The sequence below is a fragment of the Streptomyces californicus genome, from assembly GCF_000717645.1.
In the GTDB taxonomy this organism is placed as follows: domain Bacteria; phylum Actinomycetota; class Actinomycetes; order Streptomycetales; family Streptomycetaceae; genus Streptomyces; species Streptomyces californicus.
On the sequence record NZ_JNZZ01000004.1, the window covers coordinates 19,119 to 44,224 of the forward strand.

Sequence of the window (25,106 nt, forward strand, 5' to 3'; positions counted from 1 at the left end):
GCGAGGAGCACCGGCCTGCCCGGCGACGCACCGGGAGGCGCCCCGCCCGGGGGCGGTACGGCGCCCGGGAGCCGGTCGTGACCCGCCGGCCCGTCGACACCGGGTCCCCGGACCGGCTCTACACGGTCACCGGCGGCCGCAGCCGGGCCGCGGACTCCTTCGACCTGGTGACCCTGGTGGTCAGCGAGTGCCGACCCACCACCGGCATGCAGTCGGAGCACGTGCGGATCCTCGAACTGTGCAAGCACCCGACCGCCGTCGTGGAGGTCGCCGCCGAACTCGGGCTGCCGGTCACGGTGGTGCGCATCCTCCTGGACGACCTCCACGTCATGGGCCGGATCACCGCCCGCCACCCCCGCGCGGCCAGCGCCGTCTCCGACCTCCCCGATTCCGAACTGCTGATGGAGGTGCTCCATGGTCTCCGGAAGCTGTGAACTGCCGGCCCAGCGCACACCGCTGGCCGACGCGGCCGAGACCGGCCTGAAGATAGTGGTCGTCGGGGGGTTCGGCGTCGGGAAAACGACACTGGTCCGCTCGGTGAGCGAGATCCGGCCACTGAACACCGAAGAGGTCATGACCCAGGCGGGCGTCGGGGTCGACGAGACGAGCGGCGTCGACGGCAAGACGACCACCACGGTCGCCTTCGACTTCGGCCGCATCAGCCTCACCGAGCGGATCGTGCTGTACCTGTTCGGCGCGCCGGGCCAGGAGCGGTTCTGGTTCCTGTGGGACCGCCTGTTCTCCGGCACCCTCGGCGCGGTCGTCCTCGTCGACACCCGCCGGATGGACGACTCCTGGTACGCGATCGACCGGCTGGAACACCACGGCACCCCGTTCGTGGTGGCCGTCAACCGCTTCGACGACGACGGCCACCACTCGCTCGACGAGATCCGCCAGGCCCTGGCGCTGCCCGAGCACGTCCCGATGGTCGACTGCGACGCCCGGGTCCGGAACTCCAGCAAGAACGTCCTGATCACGCTCGTCGACCATCTGCGCACGATGGCCATCGCCCGGGAGACGACACCATGACCACCTCCGACCCGTCCTACGACTTCGCCGTCGGCACGTCCTTCGACCCGAACGCCGGCCCCGGCGCCCACGCGGCAGCGACCGGCCCCGCCGCCTCCGGCTGCCCGGTCGGCGGCGGGGCCGGAGCGGTGCGCCTCGCCGGGGCCTCGTACCAGCAGACGCCCACCGAGCTCTACCGGTCGCTGCGGCGGGAGCACGGCCCGGTGGCACCGGTCCTGCTGGACGGGGACGTTCCGGCGTGGCTGGTCCTCGGCTACTCCGAGCTGTCCTACGTCACCACGCACGACGAACTGTTCGCCCGGGACTCGCGCCGCTGGAACCAGTGGGACAGCATTCCGCCGGACTGGCCGCTGATGCCGTTCGTCGGGTACCAGCCGTCGGTCCTGTTCACCGAGGGCGACGAGCACCGCCGCCGGGCCGGGGTCATCACCGAGGCCCTTGAGGGCGTGGACCAGTTCGAGCTGGCACGCGACTGCCGGCGGATCGCGGACCGGCTGATCGCGGGATTCTCCGGCAGCGGCCGGACGGAGCTGATGCACAGCTACGTGCACGCCCTGCCGATGCGGGCCGTGGTCCAGATGTGCGGTATGCCGGTGTCGGGCGAGGACACCCAGCGGCTGGTGGACGATCTGCGGATCTCGCTGGACGCCGGCGAGGGGGACGACCCGGTGGCCGCGTACGGGCGGGTCGGGGACCGGCTGCGCCAACTGGTCACGGACAAGCGGGCGGCCCCCGGGCCGGACGTCACCTCGCGCATGGTGACGCACGAGGCGGGCCTCACCGACGAGGAGATCGTCCAGGACCTGATCTCGGTGATCGCCGCCGCCCAGCAGCCCACCGCCAACTGGATCTGCAACGCGCTGCGGCTGCTCCTGACCGACGAGCGCTTCGCGGTGAACGTCTCCGGCGGCCGGCTCAGCGTCGGCGAGGCGCTCAACGAGGTGCTGTGGCTGGACACCCCGACGCAGAACTTCATCGGCCGCTGGGCCGTACGCGACACCCAGCTCGGCGGCCGGCACATCCGGGCCGGCGACTGCCTGGTCCTGGGGCTCGCGGCGGCCAACACGGACCCGGAGATCTGGCCGGAGTCGTACGTCGGGGCCGAGAACTCCGCCCACCTGTCGTTCAGCAGCGGCGAGCACCGCTGCCCCTACCCCGCGCCGCTGCTGGCCGACGTGATGGCCCGTACGGCGGTGGAGACGCTGCTGGAGCACCTTCCGGACCTGATGCTGGCGGTGGAGCCCGACGAGCTGTCCTGGCGGCCGTCGATCTGGATGCGCGGGCTCTCCGAACTGCCGGTCCAGTTCAGCCCGGTGGCGCAGTAGGCCGGGGGCGCGGCAGGACGTGTTCCCCCTTCGCCCGCGGGTCGGCGCCCGCGGGCGAAGGGGCGCCGGTCAGCCGGAGACGGGCGTGAACCGGACCGGCAGGCTCTGCGGCCCCCGGGTGAAGACGCCGTGCTCGACCGGGTCGAAGCCGTCGGCGAGCCGCAGGTCCGGCATGGCGTCGAGCAACTGGCCGACGCCGATCTCCACCTCGGACCTGGCCAGCAGGGCGCCGACGCAGAAGTGCCGGCCGAGGGCGAAGGCGAGGTGGTCGGCCGCCGCCGAGAAGGCGTTCGTGGCGGACAGGTCCTCGCGGAAGATGTCGAAGCTGTCGGGGTCCCGGTAGCGCTCCTCGTCACGGTTGGCGGAGCCGATCAGGCAGGTCACCGTGGAGCCCGCCGGTACGGTGCCGCCGCTCAGCTCCACGTCCGACGCCGACTGCCGCATGATCATGTGCACCGGCGGCGTGAAGCGCAGGGTCTCGGCGAAGGCCCGGGATATCAAGCTCCGGTCGGCGCGGACCGCCTCCAGTTGCTCGGGGTGGGTCAGCAGGTTGGCGAAGATCCCGGCGATGGCCTTGTCGGTGGTCTCCCCACCGGCCGCGAGCAGCAGACTGCAGAACGCCTTGACGTCCTCGTCGCTCATCCGGACGCCGTCGACCTCCGCGGTGCACAGCGTCGACAGGAGGTCGTCACCCGGATTCTCCCGCCGCGCGCGGATGATCGGCAGCATGTACTCGGCGAACTCGACTCGGGTGCGCTCACCCGCCCGTGCCACGTCCTGATCGCCGGAGAGATTACCCAGAAAAGCGATGACAGCCGTATACCACCCGTGAAAACGCTCATAGTCGGACTTGTCCAACCCGAGCATGTCCGCAATGACGTTCACCGGAAAACGGGTGGCGTAGTCGGCGACCAGATCCACGGAGCCGGTGTGCCGGAACCGGTCGATCAGTTCGCGTGAATTGCGCTCGATGACCGGCAAGAACTTGTCCCGCAGGTCGCTGCCACGGAAAGCGGGCGCCACCAGCGCCCGGCGCACCGCGTGCTCACGCCCGCTGAGCTGGAGAATCGTCCGCCCGTGCACGGGCTCGATCTGCCAGTCGTAGTTCTCGGTGGTGAATTCACCGGCTTTGTCCTTGAAGACGCGCTCGACGTCCTCGTAACGGGAGACGACGTAACTCTTGGTGGCTTCGTGCCACAACAGCGGCGACTCCTGCCGCATGCTGCGATATGCCCGATACGGGTCGCTCTCGAACTCGGGTGACAGAATGTCCGGCGCGGTGACCGACATGAACCCTCCCTGCTGAACGGGGAATGGATACGTGTGAACTGAACACTTCCATCTGTTCCCCGGAACAGGCGTTCGTCAAGAGTTGCCACCCGTTGCGCCCAATCGACGCCCGGCCCCGGCGGGCCCGGCGGGCCCGGGTCGGGCGGGCACGGGTCGGGCGGCCCCAGTCCGGCGGGCCCCTGGCGGCCGGGCCCCGGTCGTACGGGCCACGGTCCGCAGCGTCAGACAGCGGCCCGCCATTCCAGACAGCGGACCGCTGAACGCCGGGGGCGCCCCGCCCGCTACTTCTCCGGGCGTCGCTCCGGCTCCCGTTCCTCCGCCCGCCGCTCCCCCGCTTCCTCCCGCTCCTCCGCCGGCGCCACCCGCCCCGTCAGCGCCGCCAGCGAGCTGCGCACGTGCGCCATGTGCGCCTGAACCTCCTCGCGGCCCTCCTCGTGCACCCGCAGGATCCGCTCCGTCTCCCGGACCACCCGCTCCTCGCGGACCCGGGCCTCGGCCAGCAGCTCCGCCGCCCGCGCCTCCGCGTCCTCCTGGCCGTGCCGGGCCGCCTCCTGGGCGGCGGCGAGCTTCCGGCCCGCCTCCGCGAGCAGCGCCTCGGCCCGCTCGGTCAGCTCCGCGTGGCGCGACTCCAGCGCCGCCTCCGCCGCCGCCAGCTCCGCCTCGGCCGCCTTGCGGCGCTCCGTGTGCTCCTGCTCCTGGTGGGCCAGCACACTCGCCGTACGATCACGGGTCGCGGCCATCGCCTCGGCCGCCGCCGACCGCGCCTCGTCGGCGTCCTTCCGGGCCGCCGCCGACAGGCCCTCCGCCTCCCGGACCGCCGCCGCCACCCGCTCCTCGGCCGCCCGCTCCGCCGCCGCCCGCACCGCGTCCGCCGCCTCGCGCGCCGCGTCCCCGGCCGCCCGGCCCGCCGCATCGGCCGCGTCGCGCAGCGCCTGGCCCGCCGCGACCGCCCCGTCCTGAAGCGCCCGCGCCTCCTCCTCGGCCAGCGCCAGGATCCGCCGCGCCCGCTCCCCCAGCTCCGCGTAGTCCTGGACGGGCAGCGCCGCGGCGGTCTCCACCAGCCGGGCCGTCTCGGCGCCCAGCTCCTCGACCCGGTCCGCCAGCCGGGCGACCTCGGCGAGCGCCCGGTCCCGTTCAGCGGTCAGCTCGGCCGTCGCCCGGTCCACCTGGTCCGGACGGTAGCCACGCCCCCGCATCCCGACGACGTCGTACGCGGACACCGGTCCAGCACTCATCCCTGAAGCCTCTCTCCGGGCAACCGACCCACCGACACACCACGACACTCTCGATACGTCAAGGATGCGGCAATTCGTGTCGGAAGTCGGAATCGATCAGCGCCAATCCGGCCGGAAGCGATCGGCATCACAGATCAGGGCGAACCAGCACCACCCCCCACATCACCCCGCACACGACGAGGCGCCCGAACCCCTCCCGGGTCCGGGCGCCTCGAACAGACCGCCGGAATCAAGCCGCCGGATCCGACGGCTCAGACCGCCGGATCCCCCGGCGGAAACGTCAGATCAGGCCGTCCCACATTTGCTCCAGCACCACCGACCACCAGCTCTCCGGCGACGCCAGCGCCGCCGGGTCCAACGCCACCAGCTGTGCCTGGAAATCGACGGTCCAACGCCCCGCCTGCTCCGGCGTCAGCCCGAACCGCAGCCGCCACATCCGGCCCAGCAGCGCCATCGACCGCACGAACTCCGGCAGCCCCGTGTTCACGAACTGCGGCGGAACCGACTGCCCGCCGGGCCCCGCCTCCACCGGCACGGCCACGATGTTCGCCGTGCCGTACTGCACACAGATCGCCTTGCCGAAGTCGGTGCCCATCACCAGGTACGACCCCGCGTCCGGCGCCGCCTGCACCTGCCGCTGCGCCGCCAGCTCGCCCAGCGTCGGCACCACCGGCTGACCCGGCTGCGCCCAGAAGAACGGCCCGAAATCGGCGGGCAGCCCCGCCCACACCAGCGTGCGCGCGACGACCTCCGGCACCCCCTGACGGGACACCGCCCGCTGGTCGAACCGCAGGATGCCCTGCGGACCGAACGCCTGCGCCAGCTCCTCGGCCACCGCCTCCGGCGGCAGCGCGGGCGCGGGCGGCATCTGCGGCAGCGGCGCCCGCACCGGCGCGGGCCGCGCCGGGCCGTCCGCGACCTGGTGCAGCTCGCCCTGGTGCGTCAGCAGATGCTGCATGCCCTGCTGCCGGCTCGCGTGATCCGTGCCGTACGGGGCGACGCTGGTGATCCGCACCTGCGGCCAGGTCTCCCGGATCATCCGCGCGCAGTACCCGCCCGGCAGCTCACAGGACTCCAGCTCGGTGTGCAGCTCGATGACCTGCTGCGGCGGCACGTTCATCGCCCGCAGCTCGTGCAGCATCTGCCACTCGGGGTGCGGCGTGCCCGGCGCCGAGCGGCGGATCAGCTGCTGCTCACTGCCGTCCGGCGCCCGGAACCGCAGCACGGCCTGGTAGCCGGGGCCCACGGTCGGCTGACCGGTGGGCTGCTGCGGATAGCCGTACGCCGGGGGCGGCGGGGTGTGCCCGCCCGGCGGCGGAGTGTGCGCGCCCGGCGGCGGCACCGGCGCGCCCGGCGGCGGACCGGGCGGACCCGGCGGCCGCGGTACGGAACCGGGAACCCCGCCGTGCGAACCCCCGGGCGGACCGACCTGGCCCGGCGCGGCGAACATCGTCTCCGCGTGGTGCACCCCACCCCCCGGAGGCGGCGTCGCCCCCGGCGGCGGACCCGGCGGACCGGGCGGCTGCGGCGCACCCGGAACCCCGGGCGGACCCGGCGGCTGCGGAACACCCGGAGCACCCGGCGGGCCCGGCGGCCGGGGCGCGCCCGGAACACCCGCACCGATACTGCTCCCGTCCGCGAGCATCGTCGCGGCATGGTGCACCCCGCCGCCCGGAGGCGGCGTGGCACCGGGAGGACCGGGGGGCGCGGGCGGACCGGGCGGCGGCGTGGCGCCCGGCGGACCGGGCGGACCCGGCGGGGTGGCCCCGGGCGGGCCGAGCTGGGAGACGAGCTGCGTCGGCACGTACCCGCCCGCCGGAGCGCCGGGCGCACCCGGGCCCGACGGCGGCGGCGTCGCACCGGGCGGCATCCCGGGAACCCCCGGCGCACCGGGCGGCGGCGGAGTCGCCGCACCGCCCCCGCGCGCCCCGCGCGGCGGCGCCACGGCCTTGCTGGTCGCCGCGTCCGCGATGTCACCGGCCCCCTCGGGAGCCCCGCCGTCCGGCCGCAGCGCCGGCGCCACCTGCGTACGCGGCAGCTGGCTGCCCCCCGACATCAGCGCGGTGGGCGCCTCCGCCGGAACGACCGGCGGCGGCGCCTCCTCGTCGTCCGTGCCCGACAGCGGCGGCGCGAACACCGTCGCGGGCAGCGGAACCGCCCCGTCGTCGGAGTCGGAGTTGGTGTCCGTACCCGCCCACGGAGTCACCCCGGCGGGCACCCCGTCCTGCGCGGTCGGCTCATGGTCGACATCGCCACCGGCGGCCGGGGTCACCGGGGCCGGAACCGCGTCGGAGGGCCCGGCCGCCGCAGCCGCAGCCGGGGCCGACGCGGCATCCGCACCGCCACCCGCCGAAGCTCCGCCACCCGCCGTTGCGCCGCCACGCGCCGGAACACCCGAGTCCGCCGGAACACCCGCGTCCGCCCGCGCCGCGTCGGCCGCCTCACGCCGCTCCGCACGGTGATCCGGAATCCCCAGCTTGTCCGCCGCCTCCTGAAGCCACTCCGGCGGCGTCAACAAGAACGACGTCTGATTCAGATCCACCCGCTGCGCCGGCTCCGGAGCCGGCTCCGGCGCACCCGCCGAACCCCCGTACTCCTCCTCGTACCGCCGGATCACCTCACCCACCGGCAGCCCCGGCCACAACGTCGCCTCACCACTGTCCCGGGCGATCACCAACCGCTGACGGCCCCCGTCCGAAACAGGCCCCTCCGGACGGTCCTCCGCCCACACCACGAAACCCAGCTCGAACTCACGGACCCGCACCTCGCGGTGCTGATACGCGGGCACGTCACCGTTGACCCACTCATCGGCCCGCTCCTGCGCCTGCGCGAACGTCACCACCGCGCTCACCCCTCCACCGGGACGACGCGCGCGAAGCCGCCGTCCACCATCAGGTTCGCCACGGTCTCCAGCTCCGGCGGATTGCCCGCCAACCGCCCCAGGAACACGTCGAAGTCCTCACCACAGGGCAGCAACAGCCGCTCCACCCGGTCCTGGACACTCCAACCGTCCCGGTCCCGGGCATCGTCGTACGGGCAGAACCACACCGAACCCGGATCCTGACCGCGCACCTTCACCGCCAGAATCCCGCCCTGCACGAACGCCACACCCAGATAGTCCTTGGTGAAATGGTCCCGCAGGCACTTGTTCACATACACCAGGTCGTTCATCGCGGCCTCGTCGCGCACCGTGAAGAACGGCTGATCCACCAGCAGCCCCAGCTCCGCGTCCAACGCCGCGCCCACCGGAGCCGAACCGCCCGCCGCCTTCAGGAACGACCGGTACGCACCCGGCAGCCGGTACCCGAGATCCTCCTCGACCCCCTGCACCTGCTGCTCGCTCACCGCCACCGCGCCCTTCGGCAACCGGAAGTGCGCCGGACGCGTCTCCTGCAACGGCCGCGTACCGCGCCGCTCCAGATCCACGTCCGTCCCCGCAAGACCCCCGTGATGACGCAGCAGCGCCTTCACCTCCACCGGCACCAACTCCATCCGCCGGCCACCGGGCACGTGATGCCACGTCCAGCCGTGCGGCGTCGCCACCGCGGGAATCGTGTCCCACAACTCGTGCCCGGCCGCCGCCATCGCCGCGTTCGCCGACACGTAATCCGTCAGACGCAACTCGTCGACACCGAAACCCGGAGGCGGATCGGCGATCTCCGCCGCCGCGCGCGCGTACGGCGAGAAGACCGGGTGACCGCTCCCGTCCATCCGCACCCCGCCGGGATGCCGGGACGCCCGGACCGGGTCCGGGAAGTTCACGACCTGCCCGGCATAGGCGGCGTTCGGTGGCGCGGCTTGCTGCCCGAGCCGACCTGTCGTCATGGCTGATGCCCCCTGCTGCGTCCGGTGTTCCGCACAGCCTAAGCGGTGGCGCGACACGGCCCCCTGGCCCCGCCGCCACCATCACCAACGGTCACATTCGGATGACGGTGAGGCGACGATCGGACCCCTCAACACGACACGCGGGCCCGTTTCCCCGACCCAGCTTCCCCACCACCTGGCACATTTGGCAGGCTGTCCCCGCAACTCGGGGGATTGCAGGGAGGGACGTCAGCACGATGCAAACCGCACAAACCGTCACATCAGGGGACCCGCGCCTCAGCTGGAGCACCACCGAAACCAGCCGCGCACCCCGACTGATCCACCGCCGCGACGGGATCCTCCCCGCCGTGGCCGCCGCCCTGTCCGTCCGCGGCGAGACACTGACCTGCACCGCCGGCAAGGGCGACCAGCCACCCGCCCTGCACCCACTCGTCCAGGACTTCCTCGACACCCTCCCCATCAACCGGCGCGAACGCTTCACCGGCCGCTGCCCCGAAGCCATACTGCTCTCCCGCCAGCTCACCGCCGCCGAGAGCGGACGCTCCAAACGCGCCCAGCGCAAACCCCTCACCAACGGCGAAGCCCGCCGCGCCCTCAAACACTCCCGCATCACCGCCCGCCGCATCCGCGAGGACGGCGACCCCCTCCACGGCAGCTACGCACCCCCCTGCCGCTCCTGCTCCGCCCTCCTGTCCCACTTCGGCGTACGCCCCGTCGACCTCACCGCCACCGGCACCGCCACCTCCGCCGAGAAGGGCTGACCGGTCCACCCATGCACGACCACCACCAGAACACCTCCACCACCCGCTTCCCCGTCGCCGTCGACGCCGCCCTGCGCGAAGCCGACTGGCAACCCGGCCGCTGGGACATCCGCCAGGCCGAGGAATGGGCCGACGCCCTGCGCTCCCACACCTCCCCCGCCGGCCACCGGCACGCCGTCTTCCCGGCCGCCGTCGAAGCCTGGGCCGAATTCGGCGGCCTCCACATCACCGCCACCGCCGCGGGCCGCCACATCGCGCCCACCACGGTCTACATCGACCCCCTGTACGGCCTCCACCTCGCCCGCACACTCGGCGACCTCAGCCGCGCCCTGGAAACCGAGGTCAGCCCACTCGGAGCCGAGGGCGACGAACAGGCCGTCCTCGCCATCGACGCCGAAGGACGCGTCTACAGCATCGACCACACCGGCGACTGGTTCCTCGGCCAGGACATCGACGAAGCCCTCGCCACCCTGATCACCGGCACCCAACCGGCCCGCCTCACCTCCGCCTGACCAACACACGCCCCCACGCCCGGCCCCCTGCGAACCCATGCCGGCGCACCGGTACGTCCGGGCTCACGAAGCAGTGAACTCGGCCGTGACGAGAAGGGTGACAGCGGACCTGGGACCGTCACCGGCAGGCAGCTCCGCGGCGCGGATGCCGGTGAACCCGGCCTGCTCCAAGAGCTTGGCCCACACGTGCTCCTGCAGCACCCACCGGTACATGGTGGCGCTCTCGCCCCCCGGGGTCTTCGCCTCCACTTCTGCGGCCGTGACGTCCGGCTGCGCGGGCTTGCCGGACAGGTAGTGAGCAAGGGTGGAGAAAACCAGACGCCCACCGGGACGCAGCCCGCAGGCCGCAGCCGGGATCACTTCGCGGGGGTCGGTGAAGTCCACCGCGCCGAAGTGGCTGTAGAGCACGTCGTAGGCGCCCGGGTTCACGCGAAGGTGGGCAACGACGTCCGCGTGGACGAGGCGCAGGCGCGGAGCGAGGTCGGCGTACAGGCCGGTAGCCATGTCGTACTGGGCCGGGGAGGCGTCCACGGCGTCGATCCGGCCGGGGGCGTGGTGCACGGCCAGGTACGCGGCGTGACGGGCGGTACCGGCGCCGAGGTCGGCCAGGGTCTTACCGGTGAGGTCACCGAGGACTTCCGGGCCCGGCCCATCCTGCTGACTCCACGTCCAGCGGAACGAGTCGGGGACGGCGTGGTCCCGCTCGGCGCGGGTCCGGCCGTAGTGGTGCCATAGGTCTGCGGTCGTCACCCGGGTCATCCTGGTGGCACCGCGCGCGGGCCGCTGCCGGTTTCGGTGAAGGTCACCCGAGCGTGCCTCAGCGGCCCGAGCCGCAGGCCCGAACCGCCGAGGACGTCACGCGGTGGTCAGTGCGAGTCGTTACCCGGGTGGCAGGGGCCGCACTCGGCGGCGTCCTCCCACAGCGGGAGATCCACCTCCCACCCGGCGCGGGCGACGAGATGGGCGGTCCTGACGACCGACCCGTCGTTCTTCATCTCGGCCTTGGGCACGTGGTGCAGGAAGTGGCCGTCGTTGTACTTGTCGCACAACTCGGCGTAGGCGACGGTATCCAGGATGATCGTGTGGACGCCGATGTCCACGAGCCTGCTCGGGGCGAGCCCCAGGCCATCGCCGCGGAGGGACATGGCGGTGAGCAGGTAGGCATAGCCCTGGCCGAGGACACGGGTGGCCATGACGGAGTCGTACGGGTAGTCCCGCATCAACAGGCCAACCTGCTTCTCCCAGAGGTCCGCCGGAACGATGCCGCGGGGAGAGCGGGCCGGGCCGGTCACCGGGTCGGCGGTGACGGGGGTTTCGGCTGCGGTTGCCATGGTGCCTCCCTCGGACGGTGCCCCGCGAGGTGCGGGGCGATGTAACGAGAACACCGCACCCGGCAGCCCGCCGGCGACCAACTGGCTCTCCGCGCAAGCCTCTTGCATGTCGTGCAAGCGGTCTCGACGGGTGCCGTCCCGCGCCCGTACCGTGGTGGCCCCCAGTCGTGCAGCAGGGGAGGGGCCAGTGCCCGGTGACCCGCTCTGGAACAGCGCGAAAGTCAGAGAGTTAGTCACTCGGCGCCGGCCGGGCGGGCTCATACGGCTGGGCCGAGAGTACCGGGGGTGGACGCTCGCCGAACTCGGCGAGCACCTGGGGTGCTCAGCGGCGACGGTCTCGCGTATGGAACGCCGCGCCCACGTCACCGACCTGACGCTCATCCACCGGGCCGCGTCCACGGTGGGCATTCCCCGACACATCCTGGTGAGTTCTCTGGCGCCCCCCGCTCCTTCCGGTCCAGCCGCCACTAGAGTGTCGGCCAGTCCGCACGCCGAGGAGGACCCGATGCGCCGCCGCTCGCTGCTCACCGCCACGGCGACCCTCCCGGCCGCCATGCTGCTCGGCATGGACCAGGCCCTGGCCGACACTCCGCCGCCCACCGGCAGAGGAGCACTCGACGCCCGCATGGTCTCCGCACGCGAGCTGTACGACCGAGGCGCGCACACGCAGCTCCTCGGACTGCTGCCGGGCCTCCTGGCCGACGGGCACGCCGCCGCCTCCTCGCGCCGTGAGCTGGACCAGGCGCGGCTGTCCTCGGCCTACAGCCTGAGCGCCGCCCTGCTGATCAAGCTCGGTTCGTACGAGCAGGCACGCCTCACCGCCGACCGGGCGCGCACATGGGCCGAGGTGTCCGGTTCCCCGCTCGCCGCTGCCGCCGCCTCCCGTGAGTTCGCGATCGTGCTCCGCCACCAGGACCGGGGCGAGGAGGCCCAGGCCCTCATGGAGTCGGCCGCAGCCCGGGTGGAGGCGACAGGGCTGCGGACCGACGCAGCGTCCTCGGCCTACGCGCAGATGCTGTGCACGCTGGCCTACACCGCCGCCCGAGCTGGCCGGCGCACCGAGGCCCTGGCCATGACCGAGGAGGCCCGGCACGCCGCCCGCCCCCTGCCGACCATCGCGCCCGCTGGACGTCTCTTCCCGATCAGCCCGGCGGCCGTGGACCTCTACACCGTCGGGGTCCACTGGGCTCTGGGGGACGCGGGCGCGGCGCTGGAGGCCGGACGGAACCTGCGGCCCGACCACTTCCCAACGGCCGAGCGCAAAGCACGTCTGGGGACCGACATGGCCCGTGCCTGGTGGTCCTGGGGCCGCCCGGAGCAGACCGCCCACGCGCTGCTCGACGCCCACCGCGCAAGCCCGGGTGAGGTACGGGACCGGCCCGCCATCCGCAGCATCGTCACGGAGCTGATGCAACGGCATCCCCGGACCGCTGGTGTGCGAGAGCTGCACGTCGCCGCGTCGACCCCGGCGAGCCAGGTGTACTGACCCCTCAGGCAGCCGCCTCACCGCACGGCAGCACCGCCGACACCCGGAAGCCCCCCGCCTCCGTCGGACCGGACACGAAGACACCCCCCAGCCCCAGCACCCGCTCCCGCATCCCCACCAGACCGTTCCCCCCGCTCGGCAACCCCGCATCGGCCGCCGCCACATCCGACGGACCGTTCTCCACCTGCATCGCGACCTCCCCACCCCGATGCGCGAGCCGCACCCACGTCTTCGCACCCGCCGCATGCTTGTGCACGTTCGTCAACGCCTCCTGCACCACCCGGAACGCCGTCTGCTCCACCTCCGGCGCATACGGCCGCGCCTCACCGTCCACCGACAACTCCACGACCATCCCCGCCTGCCGCGACTGCGCCACCAACTCCTCCAGCTCCCGCAGCCGGGGCCCCTCCTCCGACACCACCACGGCCGCGGCCTCACCGGCCGCCCGCCGCACCGACGCCAACGGAACCCCGCCCGCCGCAGCCGGCGCCGTCAACGCCTCCCCCGTCCGCAACACCCCGAGCATCTCCCGCAACTCCGTCAACGCCTGCCGGCCCATGTCCCCCACCAGCGCCGCGTTGCGCACCGCCTTCGCCGGATCCTTCGGCGCCACCGCCTGCAGAGCCGCGGCATGCACCACCATCAGACTCACCCGGTGGGCGACCACGTCATGCATCTCCCGGGCGATCCGCGTCCGCTCCTCCGTACGCGCCCACTCCGCCCGCTCCTCCGCCCGGTCCGCCAGCAGCGACAACTCCCGCTCCAGCGAATCCGCCCGCTCCCGCAGACTCTCCATCAACCGGCGCCGCGCCCCTATGTACAGGCCGAACAACACCGACGGCGCCGTCAGCCCCACCGCCATGAACACCGACATCAACGGGACGTACCAGTCCCCGGGCCCGAAGTCCGCCTGCTCCGCCACGCTCTGCCGCAACCGCACATACGTGACGATGAACGTCCCCACCAGCGCCATCCCCGCCAGCACGACGGTGATCCGGCGCGGCACCTCGGACGCCGCCAGCGTGTAGAGGCCCACCAGGGCCATCAGGAAACCCATCTCGGCGGGCGTCATCGCGATCGTCACGAGCACCACGGCGATCGGCCACCGCCGACGCACCAGCAGCACCGAACCCGCCAACAGCCCGATCACCACGCCCACCGGCACCGGCAACCCGGTGTTCCCGGCGAACTCCACCCCCTCCAGGCCACACTCCAGCGCCGAAACCAGCGCCAGTCCCACGTCCAGGGCGACACTCCGCCGCCGCTCCCACCACCAGTAGCCGCGGGTGGTCGATCCCGCCGCTTCCCGGTCTGCCCCCGTTGCGGTCATGGCATCCACCCTACGGGCGGACGCGGCGCGATTCCGGGGGACCGGCAACAGCACGTTCCGCGTTCGAACAAGCACGAAACACATACCGATCGCCCGAAATGGCGAATCGACCACGCTTTCGACCCGGAGGTTCGCATTCCGGACGACACTCACCGTATGACGGAAACCACAGGCAAGTACGCCGACTTCGAAGGATTACGCGCCCAGGCGGTGGCGCTGCGCCGGGAGGGGCTGAGCGTCCGGCAGATCAGGGATCGGCTCAAGGTCTTCAACAACGACATGCTCCACCGCCTCCTCCAGGGCGAGCCCGCCCCGGAGTGGACCAAACGCCCCCGCGCCAAGGACGACCTGCGGGAGAAGGCCCGGGAGCTACGGCTCCAGGGCATGACCTACGACCAGATCCAGGTGGAGCTGGGATGCTCGAAGAGTTCGATCTCGCTCTGGGTGCGGGACCTGCCGAAGCCGGAGCCGCGCTACACAGAGGAAGAACGCCTCGCCCGAATGAACGCGGGATTGGCGAACCTCCGCGCAGGCCAGGACCGGGAGAGGGTGGAGACGAAGCGGGCCGCACGCGAATCCATCGGCAAGCTGTCCGACCGAGAGCTCTTCATCGCCGGGGTCACGCTCTACTGGGCGGAGGGCATGAAGGACAAGCCGTACAGCCGCCGGGAGTCACTGCTCTTCATCAACAGCGATCCCAACGTGATCAAGGTCTACCTGAGGTGGCTCGACCTGCTGGGCGTCGCCCGGGACCGCCTGCACATCCGCGTCAGCATTCACGAGTCGGGGGACGCTCCGGGGGCCGAACGCTTCTGGTCGGACGTGACAGGAGTGCCTCGGACCGCCTTCATGAGAGCAACGCTCAAGAAGCACAACCCCAAGACCAATCGCAGGAACACCGGCGCGACGTACCACGGCTGCCTCGTCATCTACGTGACCAAAAGCGCCGAGCTCTATCGTCGCGTGGAGGGCGCTTGGTACGGCATAGTGTTGGGTGCCGGTCCGGCGAGCTGACGTAATGTCCGGTTCGGTCGGAATTAATCCCCCATGGTGTAATCAGGCAGCACTGCGAGTTTTGGTCTCGTATGTCCAGGTTCAAATCCTGGTGGGGGAGCTCCTGCACGCGGGCCCCGACCACACCGGTCGGGGCCCGCCCCCGTTTCCGGTGGAGACACCCCCGGTATCCTGCGGATGACCACCACCCGAAGCCGAAGGGCACATCCGTGAGCGCAACCAGCCCGGCAGCCGTCGTCGTCCTCGCAGCGGGTGAGGGCACCCGCATGAAGTCGAAGACTCCCAAGGTTCTGCACGAGATCTCCGGGCGTTCGCTCGTCGGACATGTCGTCGCCGCCGCCCGTGAGCTGGACCCCCAGCACCTCGTCGTGGTCGTCGGACACGCCAGCGAGCAGGTCACCGCGCACCTGAACGCCGGCGTCGCCCCCGTCCGCACCGCCTTCCAGGCCGAGCAGAACGGCACGGGGCACGCCGTCCGCATGGGGCTCGACGAGCTCGGCGGGGTCGTCGACGGGACCGTGATCGTTGTCTGCGGCGACACCCCGCTGCTGTCCGGCGAGACGCTGGGCGCGCTGGCGGCGACCCACGCCGCCGACGGCAACGCTGTCACCGTGCTGAGCGCCGAGGTCCCCGACTCCACCGGTTACGGGCGCATCGTGCGCGACGCGGTCTCCGGCGCGGTCACCGAGATCGTCGAGCACAAGGACGCCACCGACGAGCAGCGGGCGATCCGGGAGATCAACTCCGGGGTGTTCGCGTTCGACGGGCGGCTGCTGGCCGACGCGCTGGGCAAGGTGCGCACGGACAACAGTCAGGGCGAGGAGTACCTCACCGACGTGCTGTCGATCCTGCGCGAGGCCGGCCACCGGGTCGGGGCGTGCGTGGCGGGCGACCACCGGGAGATCCTCGGGATCAACAACCGGCTGCAGCTCTCCGAGGCCCGTCGTCTGCTGAACGAGCGGCTGCTGGAGCGGGCGATGCTGGCGGGCGTGACCGTGGTGGACCCGGCGTCCACGCTGATCGACGCGACGGTGACGTACGAGCGGGACGTGGTGGTGCACCCCGGGACGCAGTTGCTGGGGTCCACCCATCTCGCGGAGGACGCCGAGGTGGGGCCGAACTCGCGGCTCAGGGACACCGTCGTCGGCGCGGGCGCGCGGGTGGACAACTCGGTGACGGACTCGGCCGAGGTCGGTGCGGGGGCGTCGGTGGGTCCGTACGCGTATCTGCGGCCGGGGACGCGGCTGGGGACGAAGGCCAAGGCCGGTACGTACGTGGAGATGAAGAACGCGACCGTCGGGGAGGGCACGAAGGTGCCCCATCTCAGTTACGTGGGGGACGCGACGATCGGGGACCACACCAACATCGGTGCGGCGAGCGTCTTCGTGAACTACGACGGGGTGGCCAAGCACCACACGACGATCGGCTCCCACTGCCGTACCGGTTCGGACAATATGTTTGTGGCACCCGTCACGGTCGGGGACGGGGTCTACACGGCCGCCGGGTCGGTCATCACGAAGGATGTGCCGGCCGGTTCGCTGGCCGTGGCCCGGGGCCAGCAGCGGAATATCGAGGGTTGGGTGGCCCGGAAGCGTCCGGGCAGCGCGGCCGCGCAGGCCGCTCAGGCGTCGGCGCAGGAGACCGACGGGTAAAGCTGACCGGAAACAGGTGCGCCGGTGACGGCGTACCGTGATAGATGCTCACCCCATTTCGGCTGGCTCGTTGCACCTCGGGACCTATGCGTGCGGCGCCAGAAACACGTCTGAGGAGACTGTGCTGTGACCGGGATCAAGACGACCGGCGAGAAGAAACTGATGCTCTTCTCCGGCCGCGCCCACCCCGAGCTGGCCGAGGAGGTCGCCCATCAGCTGGGAGTCGGTCTCGTGCCGACGAAGGCGTTCGATTTCGCCAACGGTGAGATCTATGTGCGGTTCCAGGAGTCGGCACGTGGCGCGGACTGCTTCCTGATCCAGAGCCACACGGCTCCGATCAACAAGTGGATCATGGAGCAGTTGATCATGCTGGACGCGTTGAAGCGCGCGTCGGCCCGTTCGATCACGGTGATCGTGCCGTTCTACGGGTATGCCCGTCAGGACAAGAAGCACAAGGGCCGTGAGCCGATCTCGGCGCGGCTGATCGCGGATCTGATGAAGACGGCGGGTGCGGACCGGATCCTCACGGTGGATCTGCACACGGACCAGATCCAGGGCTTCTTCGACGGTCCGGTGGACCACCTGTTCGCGCTGCCGATCCTGGCGGACTACGTGGGTGCGAAGGTCGACCGGTCCAAGCTGACGATCGTGTCTCCGGACGCGGGTCGGGTGCGGGTCGCCGACCGTTGGTGCGACCGGCTGGACGCGCCGCTGGCGATCGTGCACAAGCGGCGTGACAAGGACGTGCCGAACCAGGTCTCGGTGCACGAGGTCGTGGGTAACGTCGAGGGCCGGGTGTGTGTGCTGGTCGACGACATGATCGACACGGGTGGCACGATCTGTGCGGCGGCGGACGCCCTGTTCGCGCACGGTGCGGAGGATGTCATCGTGACGGCGACGCACGGGGTGCTGTCGGGTCCGGCGGCGGACCGGTTGAAGAATTCGAAGGTGAGCGAGTTCGTGTTCACGGACACGCTGCCGACCCCGGGTGAGCTGGAGCTGGACAAGATCACGGTGTTGTCGATCGCTCCGACGATCGCGCGTGCGGTGCGTGAGGTGTTCGAGGACGGTTCGGTGACGAGCCTCTTCGAGGAGCAGGGCTGACGAGCGCGGGGCTTCCGGCCCCGCGTTGATCCACTTTGGGGTGCGGCCTCCCTGCCGGGTAGACTCAGGGAGTTGCTCGGCGAGGGAGGCCGTACTTGTGTACGGCGGTCCGTTATCGACGCGCTCTTCGTAGCAGGCCTGTCGTGGGCCGGGTGACCGTTCGTGTTCCGTCTTCCGACGGCTCACCCCATCTGACGAGGAGTGCAACCATGGCTGAGATCAAGCTCGCCAACGAGGTCCGTACCGAGTTCGGCAAGGGCGCCGCCCGCCGTATCCGTCGTGCCGACAAGGTTCCCGGTGTGGTCTACGGCCACGGTGCCGAGCCGGTTCACGTCACGCTGCCGGGTCACGAGCTGCTGCTGGCGCTGCGTACGGCCAACGTGCTGATCGGTCTGGAGATCGAGGGCAAGAGCGCGCTGGTCATCCCGAAGGCCGTGCAGCGTCACCCCCTCAAGGGCACCATCGAGCACGTCGACCTGCTGACGGTGAAGCGGGGCGAGAAGGTCGAGGTCGAGATCGCGGTGCAGACCGAGGGCGACCTGGCGCCGGGTGCCAACCTGCTGGAGTTCGTCCAGAACACGCTGCTGGTCGAGGCCGAGGCCACCCACATCCCCGAGTCCGTCACGGTCTCGGTCGCGGGTCTGGACGCCGGTGACTCGATCGTCGCGAAGGACATCGAGCTGCCCAAGGGCTCCACGCTGGCCGGTGACGAGGACGCCATCGTGATCCAGGTCGTCGCCGCGCAGGCCGAGGAGCCGGCCGCGGACGAGGCCGCCGCCGAGGACGAGGCTGCCGAGGCCTGAGCCTCCGCGTTCTCCGTCGCGTCGGCCCCGGTCGCGTGACATGCTCCACCTGCCTGACCGACGGGGTGGTGGTTCCCTTGCGGGAGCCGCCGCCCCGTTCGCCTGCTACCGCCCGTACGCGTACGAGGAGACCGAGCGCTGATGTCCGACGCCACCGACCCCTGGCTCATCGTGGGCCTGGGCAATCCCGGGCCCGACTACGCGGCGAACCGGCACAATGTCGGGTTCATGACCGTGGATCTGCTGGCGACCCGGATCGGCGGGAAGTTCAAGCGGGCGCAGAAGGCGCAGGCGCAGGTGGTGGAGGGGCGGATCGGTCCGCCGGGTCCGGGGAGTCGGCGGGTGGTGCTGGTGAAGCCGATGTCGTACATGAATCTGTCGGGTGGGCCGGTGACGGCGCTGCGGGATTTCTACAAGGTGCCGTTGGACCATGTGGTGGCGGTGCACGACGAGTTGGATGTGGAGTACGGGTCGCTGCGGTTGAAGCTGGGCGGTGGGGACAACGGGCACAACGGGCTGAAGTCGATGACGAAGGCGATGGGTCCGGAGTATCACCGGGTGCGGTTCGGGATCGGGCGGCCGCCGGGGCGGATGCAGGTGGCGGATTTCGTGCTGAGGGATTTCTCGTCCACGGAGCGCAAGGAGTTGGCGTTCCTGGTGGACCGGTCGGCGGATGCGGTGGAGTGTCTGCTGGCGGAGGGGTTGGAGCGGGCGCAGAGCGCGTACAACTCCTGAGCGGTGCCGGTGTGGGCGGTGTCCGGGTGGGTGGTCGGTCGGTGTGTCCGGCTGCTCGGGTTGTCGTCGGTGGTGGTGTGCGGGGCGGTCCTGCCGGTGCGATGTTCGTCGCGCGGCGGGACCGCCCCGTTGCGTGTGCTGCTTCGTGTGCGGGTCAGCCGGTGTTGCGGAGTCCGGCGGCAACGCCGTTGACGGTGAGGAGCAGGGCGCGGGCGAGGAGCGGGTCGGGCTCTTCGTCGTTCTCGGCGGCCTGGCGCTGGCGGGCGAGCAGGGATACCTGGAGGTAGGAGATGGGGTCCAGGTAGGCGTCGCGGATGGAGAAGGTCTGCTGGAGCACCGGGTTGGTGTCGAGCAGCTTCTGGCCGCCGGTGATGCGCAGGAGTTCGCTGACGGTGAGGGCGTGTTCGGCTTCGATGGCGTCGAAGACGTGCTTGAGCTCGTCGGGGACGAGGGTGTCGACGTAGTGGCGGGCGATGCGCAGGTCGGTCTTGGCGAGGGTCATCTCGACGTTGGAGATGAAGTTGCGGAAGAAGTGCCAGTGCTCGTTCATCTCGTCGAGGACGGTGTCGAGTCCGGCTTCGCGCAGGGCCTTGAGGCCGGAGCCGACGCCGAACCAGCCGGGGACGATCTGGCGGGACTGGGTCCAGCCGAAGACCCAGGGGATGGCGCGGAGGCCGTCGAGGGAGACGCCGGAGCCGGGGCGGCGGGAGGGCCGTGAGCCGAGGTGCAGGTCGGCGAGCTGGTCGACGGGGGTGGAGGCGAGGAAGTAGGCGGGCAGGTCGGGGTCTTCGACGAGCTTGCGGTAGGCGTGGTGGGCGGCGTCGGAGACGGTGTCCATGGCCGCGTCCCAGCGGGCGAGGGCTTCGTCGGACTGGCGGGGTGCGGTGTGGAGTGCGGATGCCTGGAGGGTGGCGGCGACGGTGAGTTCGAGGTTTTCGCGGGCGAGGGCGGGGATGAGGTACTTGTCGGAGATGACCTCGCCCTGTTCGGTGACCTTGATCTCGCCTTCGAGGGTGCCCCAGGGCTGGGCGAGGATGGCGTCGTGGGAGGGGCCGCCGCCTCGGCCGACGGTGCCGCCGCGGCCGTGGAAGAGGCGCAGGCGTACGCCGTAGCGGTGGGCGACGTCGCGGAGGCGGCGCTGGGCGCGGTGGATTTCCCACTGGCTGGTGGTGATGCCGCCGAACTTGGAGGAGTCGCTGTAGCCGAGCATGACCTCCTGGACGTCGCCGCGCAGGGAGACGAGGCGGCGGTAGGAGGGGTCGGCGAGCATGGCGTCGAGGATGACGTCGGCGGCCTTGAGCTCGTCGGTGGTTTCCAGGAGCGGGACGATGCCGATCTTGGCCCAGCCGGCGTGGAGGTCGAGGAGTCCGGCTTCGCGGGCGAGGACGGTGGCGGCGAAGACGTCGTCGGCGCCCTGGCACATGGAGATGATGTAGGACTCGATGACTTCGGGTCCGAAGCGTTCGAAGGCTTCCTTGATGGTGTGGAAAACGCCGAGGGTCTTCTCGCCGGCCGCGTCGAGGGGGGCGGGGGTGGGGGCGAGGGGGCGGCGGGAGCGGAGTTCCTTGGCGAGGAGCTTCTGCCGGTAGTCGCGGGGCATGTCGGCGTAGCGCCAGGATTCCTCGCCGAGCCGGTCGAAGAGCTGGCCGAGGGTGTGGTGGTGGGCGTCGGCGTGTTCGCGTACGTCCATGGTGGCGAGTTGGAGGCCGAAGGCGGCGAGGGTGCGGATGGTGCGGTCCATGCGGCCGTCGGCGAAGAGGCCGCCGCGGTGTTCGCGGAGGCTGGTCTGGATGAGTTCCAGGTCGGCGAGGAGTTCGGCGGTGCCGAGGTAGTCGCAGCCGGGGCGGTGGGGGGTGCCTTCGGCGAGGCGTTCGCGGGTGTTGACGAGCTTCTGGCGGATGCAGGTGGCCTTGAGCCGGTAGGGCTCCTCGGCGTTGAGCCGCTTGTAGCGGGGGCTGATGCCGGGGAGTCGGTCGAGGTCGTTCTGGAGGGAGGCGAGGAGTTCCTCGGTGGCTCCGGCGTAGCGGATGGAGTTGGAGAGGAGTCCGCGGAGCTGGTCGATCATCTCCAGGGCGTCGGTGATGCCGTGTTCGTGCTGGAGGATGAGGACGTCCCAGGTGACGGCGGGGGTGACGTTGGGGTTGCCGTCGCGGTCGCCGCCGATCCAGGTGCCGAAGGTGAGGGGGCGGGTGCCTGCGGGGAGTTCGACGCCGACGCGTTCGAGTTCGGCGGCGAGGTCTTCCAGGACGTCTCCGACGGCGCCGGCGTGGAGTTCGTCGAGGTAGTAGATGGCGTTGCGGGCCTCGTCGGCGGGTTCCGGGCGGACGACGCGGAGTTCGTCGGTCTGCCAGATGAGGTCGATGTTCTCGGCGAGGCGGAGGTCGAGGCGGCGGCGGTCGGCCTCGATGACCGGGGTTTCCAGGAGTTCGGCGATGCGGCGGAGCTTGTTGAGGACGGAGCGGCGGGCTGCCTCGGTGGGGTGGGCGGTGAAGACGGGCCGGACGTTGAGGTTCTTGACCGTTTCGCGCAGGTGGTCGGGGTCGGCGTCCTTGAGGCGGTCGGCGGTGCGGGCCAGGAGGCCGCCTTCGGCGGAGCGGCGGTCGCGCATCTCGTGGGCGCGGTGGACCTGCTCGGTGACGTTGGCGAGGTGGAAGTAGGTGGAGAAGGCGCGTACGAGTTGTGCGGCGGTCTCCAGGTCCGTGTCGCCGAGGAGCTCGGCGGCGGCTTCGCCGTCGGTGCGGGTCAGGGCGCGGACCCGTTCGACGAGGTCGAGGAGTTCCTGTCCCTCCTGGCGGACGAGGGTCTCGCCGAGGAGGTCGCCGAGGCGGCGGATGTCGGCGCGCAGCGCGGGGCTGGCGGCAGGGGTCTGGTCGGCACTGCTCACGGTGTGCGGCTCCTTGCAGTGAATGAGGAGGTGCGTTCGCTTCGCCGTCCCCTTGTGGGTGGGGGCGGGTGGCGGGGTCCGGGGCCCTGCGGCTGGCAGCGGTGCTGTCGCCACGCCCCGGCGAGCGGGTGCGGACCGCGCTGTCCGACCCTCCCAGGATAGGTGTCGTCGCAGGCGGCGCGTCCGGTGGCCCGGGGGCGTGGGCGCCGCTCGGGACGGACCCGGGCGGGTATCCCCTACCCCGGGCGCGGGTGGGCTATCGCGGCTGACGGGTGGGAGCGGCCTCTCGTGTTGTGGTACCGGTCACTGCCATACTTACCAAGCCGTAGGTTACGGAACCGTAGCCACGGCCGTCCGAGCGTTCTCCTCACCCTCAGAGGTGTCCCTGTGCCGAGTACTCCCCCTGTGATCGACGGGACCGAGCCGTCCGAGGCGGTGGCGGCGCCGTTGCCGCCCGCCACGCTGGGCGGCGACAGCAAGCGGTCGATCGAGCAGTTCGCGCTGCTGGCGTTCATCGTGGTGCCGTTCGTGGCGCTGGTCGCGGCGGTGCCGTTGGCGTGGGGGTGGGGGGTGAGCTGGCTGGACGTGGGTCTGCTGGTGGCGATGTACTTCATCGGGTGCCACGGGATCACGATCGGTTTCCACCGGTACTTCACGCACGGTTCGTTCAAGGCGAAGCGGCCGTTGCGGATCGCGTTGGCGGTGATGGGTTCGCTGGCGGTGGAGGGGCCCGTGGTGCGGTGGGTGGCGGATCACCGCAAGCACCACCGGTTCTCGGACGCGGAGGGTGATCCGCATTCGCCGTGGCGGTTCGGGGAGAGTCTGCCGGCGCTGATGAAGGGCCTGTGGTGGGCGCACATCGGGTGGATGTTCGACGAGGAGCAGACGCCGCAGCAGAAGTACGCCCCCGATCTGATCAAGGATCCGGCGATCCGGGCGGTGTCCCGTCACTTTTTGACGTTCACGATCGTCTCGTTGGCGATTCCGCCGCTGGTGGGCGGGTTGGTGACGGGGTCGTGGTGGGGTGCGGCGACGGCGTTCTTCTGGGGTTCGCTGGTGCGGGTGGCGCTGCTGCACCATGTGACGTGGTCGATCAACTCGATCTGTCACGCGGTGGGGAAGCGGCCGTTCAAGTCGCGTGACCGGTCGGGGAACGTGTGGTGGCTGGCGGTGCTGTCGTGCGGCGAGTCGTGGCACAACCTGCACCACGCGGATCCGACGAGTGCCCGGCACGGGGTGATGCGGGGGCAGATCGACTCCAGCGCCCGGTTGATCCGCTGGTTCGAGGTGCTGGGCTGGGCCCATGACGTGCGGTGGCCGGATGCGGCGCGGATCGACTCCCGGCGCACGCGTGTACCGGCCGACGCGGCATGATTGACGACGTGGCGACCGACTCCAGCACGAACAGCGAGAAGAGCAGGACTTCCTCCTCACGGCGGGCCCGTCGGGTCCGGATGACGGGGAAGGAGCGCCGCGAGCAGTTGCTGGACATCGGTCGCGCCCTGTTCGCGGACAAGGGGTTCGAGGGCACGTCGGTGGAGGAGATCGCGGCGCGTGCCGGGGTGTCCAAGCCGGTGGTGTACGAGCACTTCGGCGGCAAGGAGGGGCTGTACGCGGTGGTGGTCGACCGCGAGATGCGGCAGTTGCTGGACATGGTGACGGGGGCGCTGACGGCGGGTCATCCGCGGGAGCTGCTGGAGCAGGCGGCGTTCGCGTTGCTGGATTACATCGAGTCGTACACGGACGGTTTCCGGATCCTGGTGCGGGATTCGCCGGTGGCGCAGTCGACGGGGACGTTCGCTTCGCTGATCAGCGATATCGCGACGCAGGTGGAGGACATCCTGGGGCTGGAGTTCAAGGCGCGGGGTTTCGATCCGAAGCTGGCGCCGCTGTACGCGCAGGCGCTGGTGGGGATGGTGGCGTTGACGGGTCAGTGGTGGCTGGACGTGCGCAAGCCGAAGAAGGCCGAGGTGGCGGCCCATCTGGTGAATCTGTGCTGGCACGGGCTGGAGAACCTGGAGGCGAAGCCTCGGCTGATAGGGCACCGGAAGAGCTGATCGCGGCTGATCACCGCTGATCGCGTAACCCTTCCCCCCGTCGTCACCCGTTGTGATGACGGGGGTGGTTTTCCCGCCGTAGTGTGGTCGGGAGGGCAGAGGATTCGTCCATGGGAGGAACCATGACCGCCGAGCCGACCACCGCGCACAGTTCCCGCTGGCCGGTGCCCCCGCAGGACGGATACACCGTGGACGACCTGTTCACGCTGCCCGATCTCCCGCCGCACACCGAGCTGATCGACGGGAGCCTGGTTTTCGTGAGTCCGCAGCGACGCTTTCACCAAAAGACGATCGACCTGTTGGTGAATGGCCTGCGCAGTACCGCTCCGGCGGATGTGAAGGTGGAACGTGAGATGACCGTGGTTCTGGACCGGCGCAACGGTCCGGAACCCGATGTGTCCGTCGTCCGGGCTTCAGCCGTCACCGACCTCGAACAGACTCATTTCAAGGCCGCCGACGTCCTCCTCGCCGTCGAGGTCGTCTCGCCCGATTCCGAGGCCCGGGACCGTGAGGCCAAGCCGCACAAGTACGCGTCGGCCGGTATCCCGAACTTCTGGCTGGTGGAGATGACGGGCACGGACCAGCACCCCGTCGTGCGGGTCTACGAGCTGGACCCGGTGACGAAGGCGTACGCGCTGACCGGGATCCATCACGACCGGTTGAAGACGGGGGTGCCGTTCCCGGTGGACATCGATGTGTCGGCGGAGGCGTTGAAGGAGTTGTAGGGCGGGGC

The 25,106-nt window shown here is 71.0% G+C and carries 22 protein-coding genes; 14 read left to right on the forward strand and 8 right to left on the reverse strand.

The window, feature by feature from the left end; translation table 11 throughout:
- The first annotated feature begins 77 nt into the window (after positions 1-77).
- Genes IF19_RS0106700 through IF19_RS0106710 form a run of 3 tightly spaced genes read left to right on the forward strand, consistent with a single transcriptional unit; the run spans position 78 to position 2,354 of the window.
- On the forward strand, positions 78-434 hold the full coding sequence (locus IF19_RS0106700) for a DUF742 domain-containing protein (protein WP_030115488.1): 357 nt from the start codon (positions 78-80) through the stop codon (positions 432-434).
- Positions 415-1,029, forward strand: a complete 615-nt coding sequence (locus tag IF19_RS0106705) for a GTP-binding protein (RefSeq protein WP_030115489.1) — start codon at positions 415-417, stop codon at positions 1,027-1,029. Before IF19_RS0106700 ends, IF19_RS0106705 begins: the two co-directional genes overlap by 20 nt.
- Positions 1,026-2,354, forward strand: a complete 1,329-nt coding sequence (locus IF19_RS0106710; protein ID WP_030115490.1) for a cytochrome P450 — start codon at positions 1,026-1,028, stop codon at positions 2,352-2,354. Before IF19_RS0106705 ends, IF19_RS0106710 begins: the two co-directional genes overlap by 4 nt.
- A 69-nt stretch (positions 2,355-2,423) precedes the next feature.
- Here the strand turns inward: IF19_RS0106710 and IF19_RS0106715 are convergent, their stop codons facing one another.
- The 4 genes from IF19_RS0106715 to IF19_RS0106730 all read right to left on the reverse strand — a co-directional run bounded on the left by IF19_RS0106715 (position 2,424) and on the right by IF19_RS0106730 (position 8,704).
- The gene (locus tag IF19_RS0106715; RefSeq protein ID WP_106973602.1) at positions 2,424-3,575 is read right to left on the reverse strand and encodes a cytochrome P450; all 1,152 of its coding nucleotides are present in this window, start codon (positions 3,573-3,575) and stop codon (positions 2,424-2,426) included.
- 350 nt (positions 3,576-3,925) lie between these two features.
- Positions 3,926-4,879 (reverse strand): coiled-coil domain-containing protein, encoded by a 954-nt coding sequence (locus tag IF19_RS0106720; protein WP_234313165.1) that lies wholly within the window; start codon positions 4,877-4,879, stop codon positions 3,926-3,928.
- Positions 4,880-5,159: 280 nt separating this feature from the next.
- A complete protein-coding gene (locus tag IF19_RS0106725; protein ID WP_418952713.1) occupies positions 5,160-7,721 on the reverse strand; it encodes an SUKH-4 family immunity protein in 2,562 nt (853 codons plus the stop codon).
- Between the two features lie 5 nt (positions 7,722-7,726).
- Positions 7,727-8,704 carry an SMI1/KNR4 family protein gene (locus IF19_RS0106730; protein WP_030115495.1) on the reverse strand — a complete coding sequence of 326 codons (978 nt, stop codon included), beginning with the start codon at positions 8,702-8,704 and terminating at the stop codon, positions 7,727-7,729.
- 236 nt (positions 8,705-8,940) lie between these two features.
- On the opposite strand from IF19_RS0106730, the gene IF19_RS0106735 reads away from it, so the two are divergent.
- Together IF19_RS0106735 and IF19_RS0106740 are read left to right on the forward strand one after the other, a co-directional pair.
- Positions 8,941-9,465, forward strand: coding sequence for a YwqJ-related putative deaminase (locus IF19_RS0106735; protein WP_030115496.1), 525 nt, complete (start codon positions 8,941-8,943; stop codon positions 9,463-9,465).
- 11 nt (positions 9,466-9,476) lie between these two features.
- Positions 9,477-9,977: an SUKH-3 domain-containing protein gene (locus IF19_RS0106740; RefSeq protein ID WP_030115497.1), complete on the forward strand. Its 501-nt coding sequence runs from the start codon at positions 9,477-9,479 to the stop codon at positions 9,975-9,977.
- A 63-nt stretch (positions 9,978-10,040) separates the two neighbouring features.
- Here IF19_RS0106740 and IF19_RS0106745 read toward each other — a convergent pair whose 3' ends face one another.
- On the reverse strand, positions 10,041-10,727 hold the full coding sequence (locus tag IF19_RS0106745) for a class I SAM-dependent methyltransferase (protein WP_418952711.1): 687 nt from the start codon (positions 10,725-10,727) through the stop codon (positions 10,041-10,043).
- A gap of 116 nt (positions 10,728-10,843) precedes the next feature.
- The gene (locus IF19_RS0106750; protein ID WP_030115499.1) at positions 10,844-11,308 is read right to left on the reverse strand and encodes a glycine-rich domain-containing protein; all 465 of its coding nucleotides are present in this window, start codon (positions 11,306-11,308) and stop codon (positions 10,844-10,846) included.
- A 187-nt stretch (positions 11,309-11,495) separates the two neighbouring features.
- Between IF19_RS0106750 and IF19_RS0106755 the strand changes: the two genes are divergently transcribed.
- Positions 11,496-12,794 carry a helix-turn-helix domain-containing protein gene (locus tag IF19_RS0106755; protein ID WP_030115500.1) on the forward strand — a complete coding sequence of 433 codons (1,299 nt, stop codon included), beginning with the start codon at positions 11,496-11,498 and terminating at the stop codon, positions 12,792-12,794.
- 4 nt (positions 12,795-12,798) lie between these two features.
- On the opposite strand, the gene IF19_RS0106760 is transcribed toward IF19_RS0106755, so the two are convergent.
- Complete coding sequence (locus IF19_RS0106760) at positions 12,799-14,124, reverse strand: sensor histidine kinase (RefSeq protein ID WP_030119745.1); 1,326 nt, start codon at positions 14,122-14,124, stop codon at positions 12,799-12,801.
- 156 nt (positions 14,125-14,280) lie between these two features.
- On the opposite strand from IF19_RS0106760, the gene IF19_RS0106765 reads away from it, so the two are divergent.
- From IF19_RS0106765 to pth, 5 genes are all read left to right on the forward strand, one after another.
- Positions 14,281-15,138, forward strand: a complete 858-nt coding sequence (locus tag IF19_RS0106765) for a hypothetical protein (protein ID WP_030115503.1) — start codon at positions 14,281-14,283, stop codon at positions 15,136-15,138.
- Positions 15,139-15,347: 209 nt separating this feature from the next.
- Complete coding sequence (gene glmU, locus IF19_RS0106770; RefSeq protein ID WP_030115504.1) at positions 15,348-16,790, forward strand: bifunctional UDP-N-acetylglucosamine diphosphorylase/glucosamine-1-phosphate N-acetyltransferase GlmU; 1,443 nt, start codon at positions 15,348-15,350, stop codon at positions 16,788-16,790.
- A gap of 126 nt (positions 16,791-16,916) precedes the next feature.
- Positions 16,917-17,894 carry a ribose-phosphate diphosphokinase gene (locus IF19_RS0106775; protein ID WP_018515674.1) on the forward strand — a complete coding sequence of 326 codons (978 nt, stop codon included), beginning with the start codon at positions 16,917-16,919 and terminating at the stop codon, positions 17,892-17,894.
- Positions 17,895-18,103: 209 nt separating this feature from the next.
- A complete protein-coding gene (locus tag IF19_RS0106780; protein WP_030115505.1) occupies positions 18,104-18,697 on the forward strand; it encodes a 50S ribosomal protein L25/general stress protein Ctc in 594 nt (197 codons plus the stop codon).
- A 141-nt stretch (positions 18,698-18,838) separates the two neighbouring features.
- The gene (gene pth / locus IF19_RS0106785) at positions 18,839-19,432 is read left to right on the forward strand and encodes an aminoacyl-tRNA hydrolase (RefSeq protein ID WP_030115506.1); all 594 of its coding nucleotides are present in this window, start codon (positions 18,839-18,841) and stop codon (positions 19,430-19,432) included.
- A 154-nt stretch (positions 19,433-19,586) separates the two neighbouring features.
- On the opposite strand, the gene ppc is transcribed toward pth, so the two are convergent.
- A complete protein-coding gene (gene ppc, locus IF19_RS0106790) occupies positions 19,587-22,316 on the reverse strand; it encodes a phosphoenolpyruvate carboxylase (protein WP_030115507.1) in 2,730 nt (909 codons plus the stop codon).
- A 387-nt stretch (positions 22,317-22,703) separates the two neighbouring features.
- Here ppc and IF19_RS0106795 point away from each other — a divergent pair, with 387 nt between their 5' ends.
- From IF19_RS0106795 to IF19_RS0106805, 3 genes are all read left to right on the forward strand, one after another.
- Positions 22,704-23,690 (forward strand): acyl-CoA desaturase, encoded by a 987-nt coding sequence (locus IF19_RS0106795; RefSeq protein WP_030115508.1) that lies wholly within the window; start codon positions 22,704-22,706, stop codon positions 23,688-23,690.
- Complete coding sequence (locus tag IF19_RS0106800; RefSeq protein ID WP_030115509.1) at positions 23,687-24,373, forward strand: TetR/AcrR family transcriptional regulator; 687 nt, start codon at positions 23,687-23,689, stop codon at positions 24,371-24,373. Before IF19_RS0106795 ends, IF19_RS0106800 begins: the two co-directional genes overlap by 4 nt.
- A gap of 122 nt (positions 24,374-24,495) precedes the next feature.
- Entirely contained in the window at positions 24,496-25,098 is a 603-nt protein-coding gene (locus IF19_RS0106805; RefSeq protein ID WP_030115510.1) for a Uma2 family endonuclease, read from the forward strand.
- The last annotated feature ends 8 nt before the right edge of the window (positions 25,099-25,106 follow it).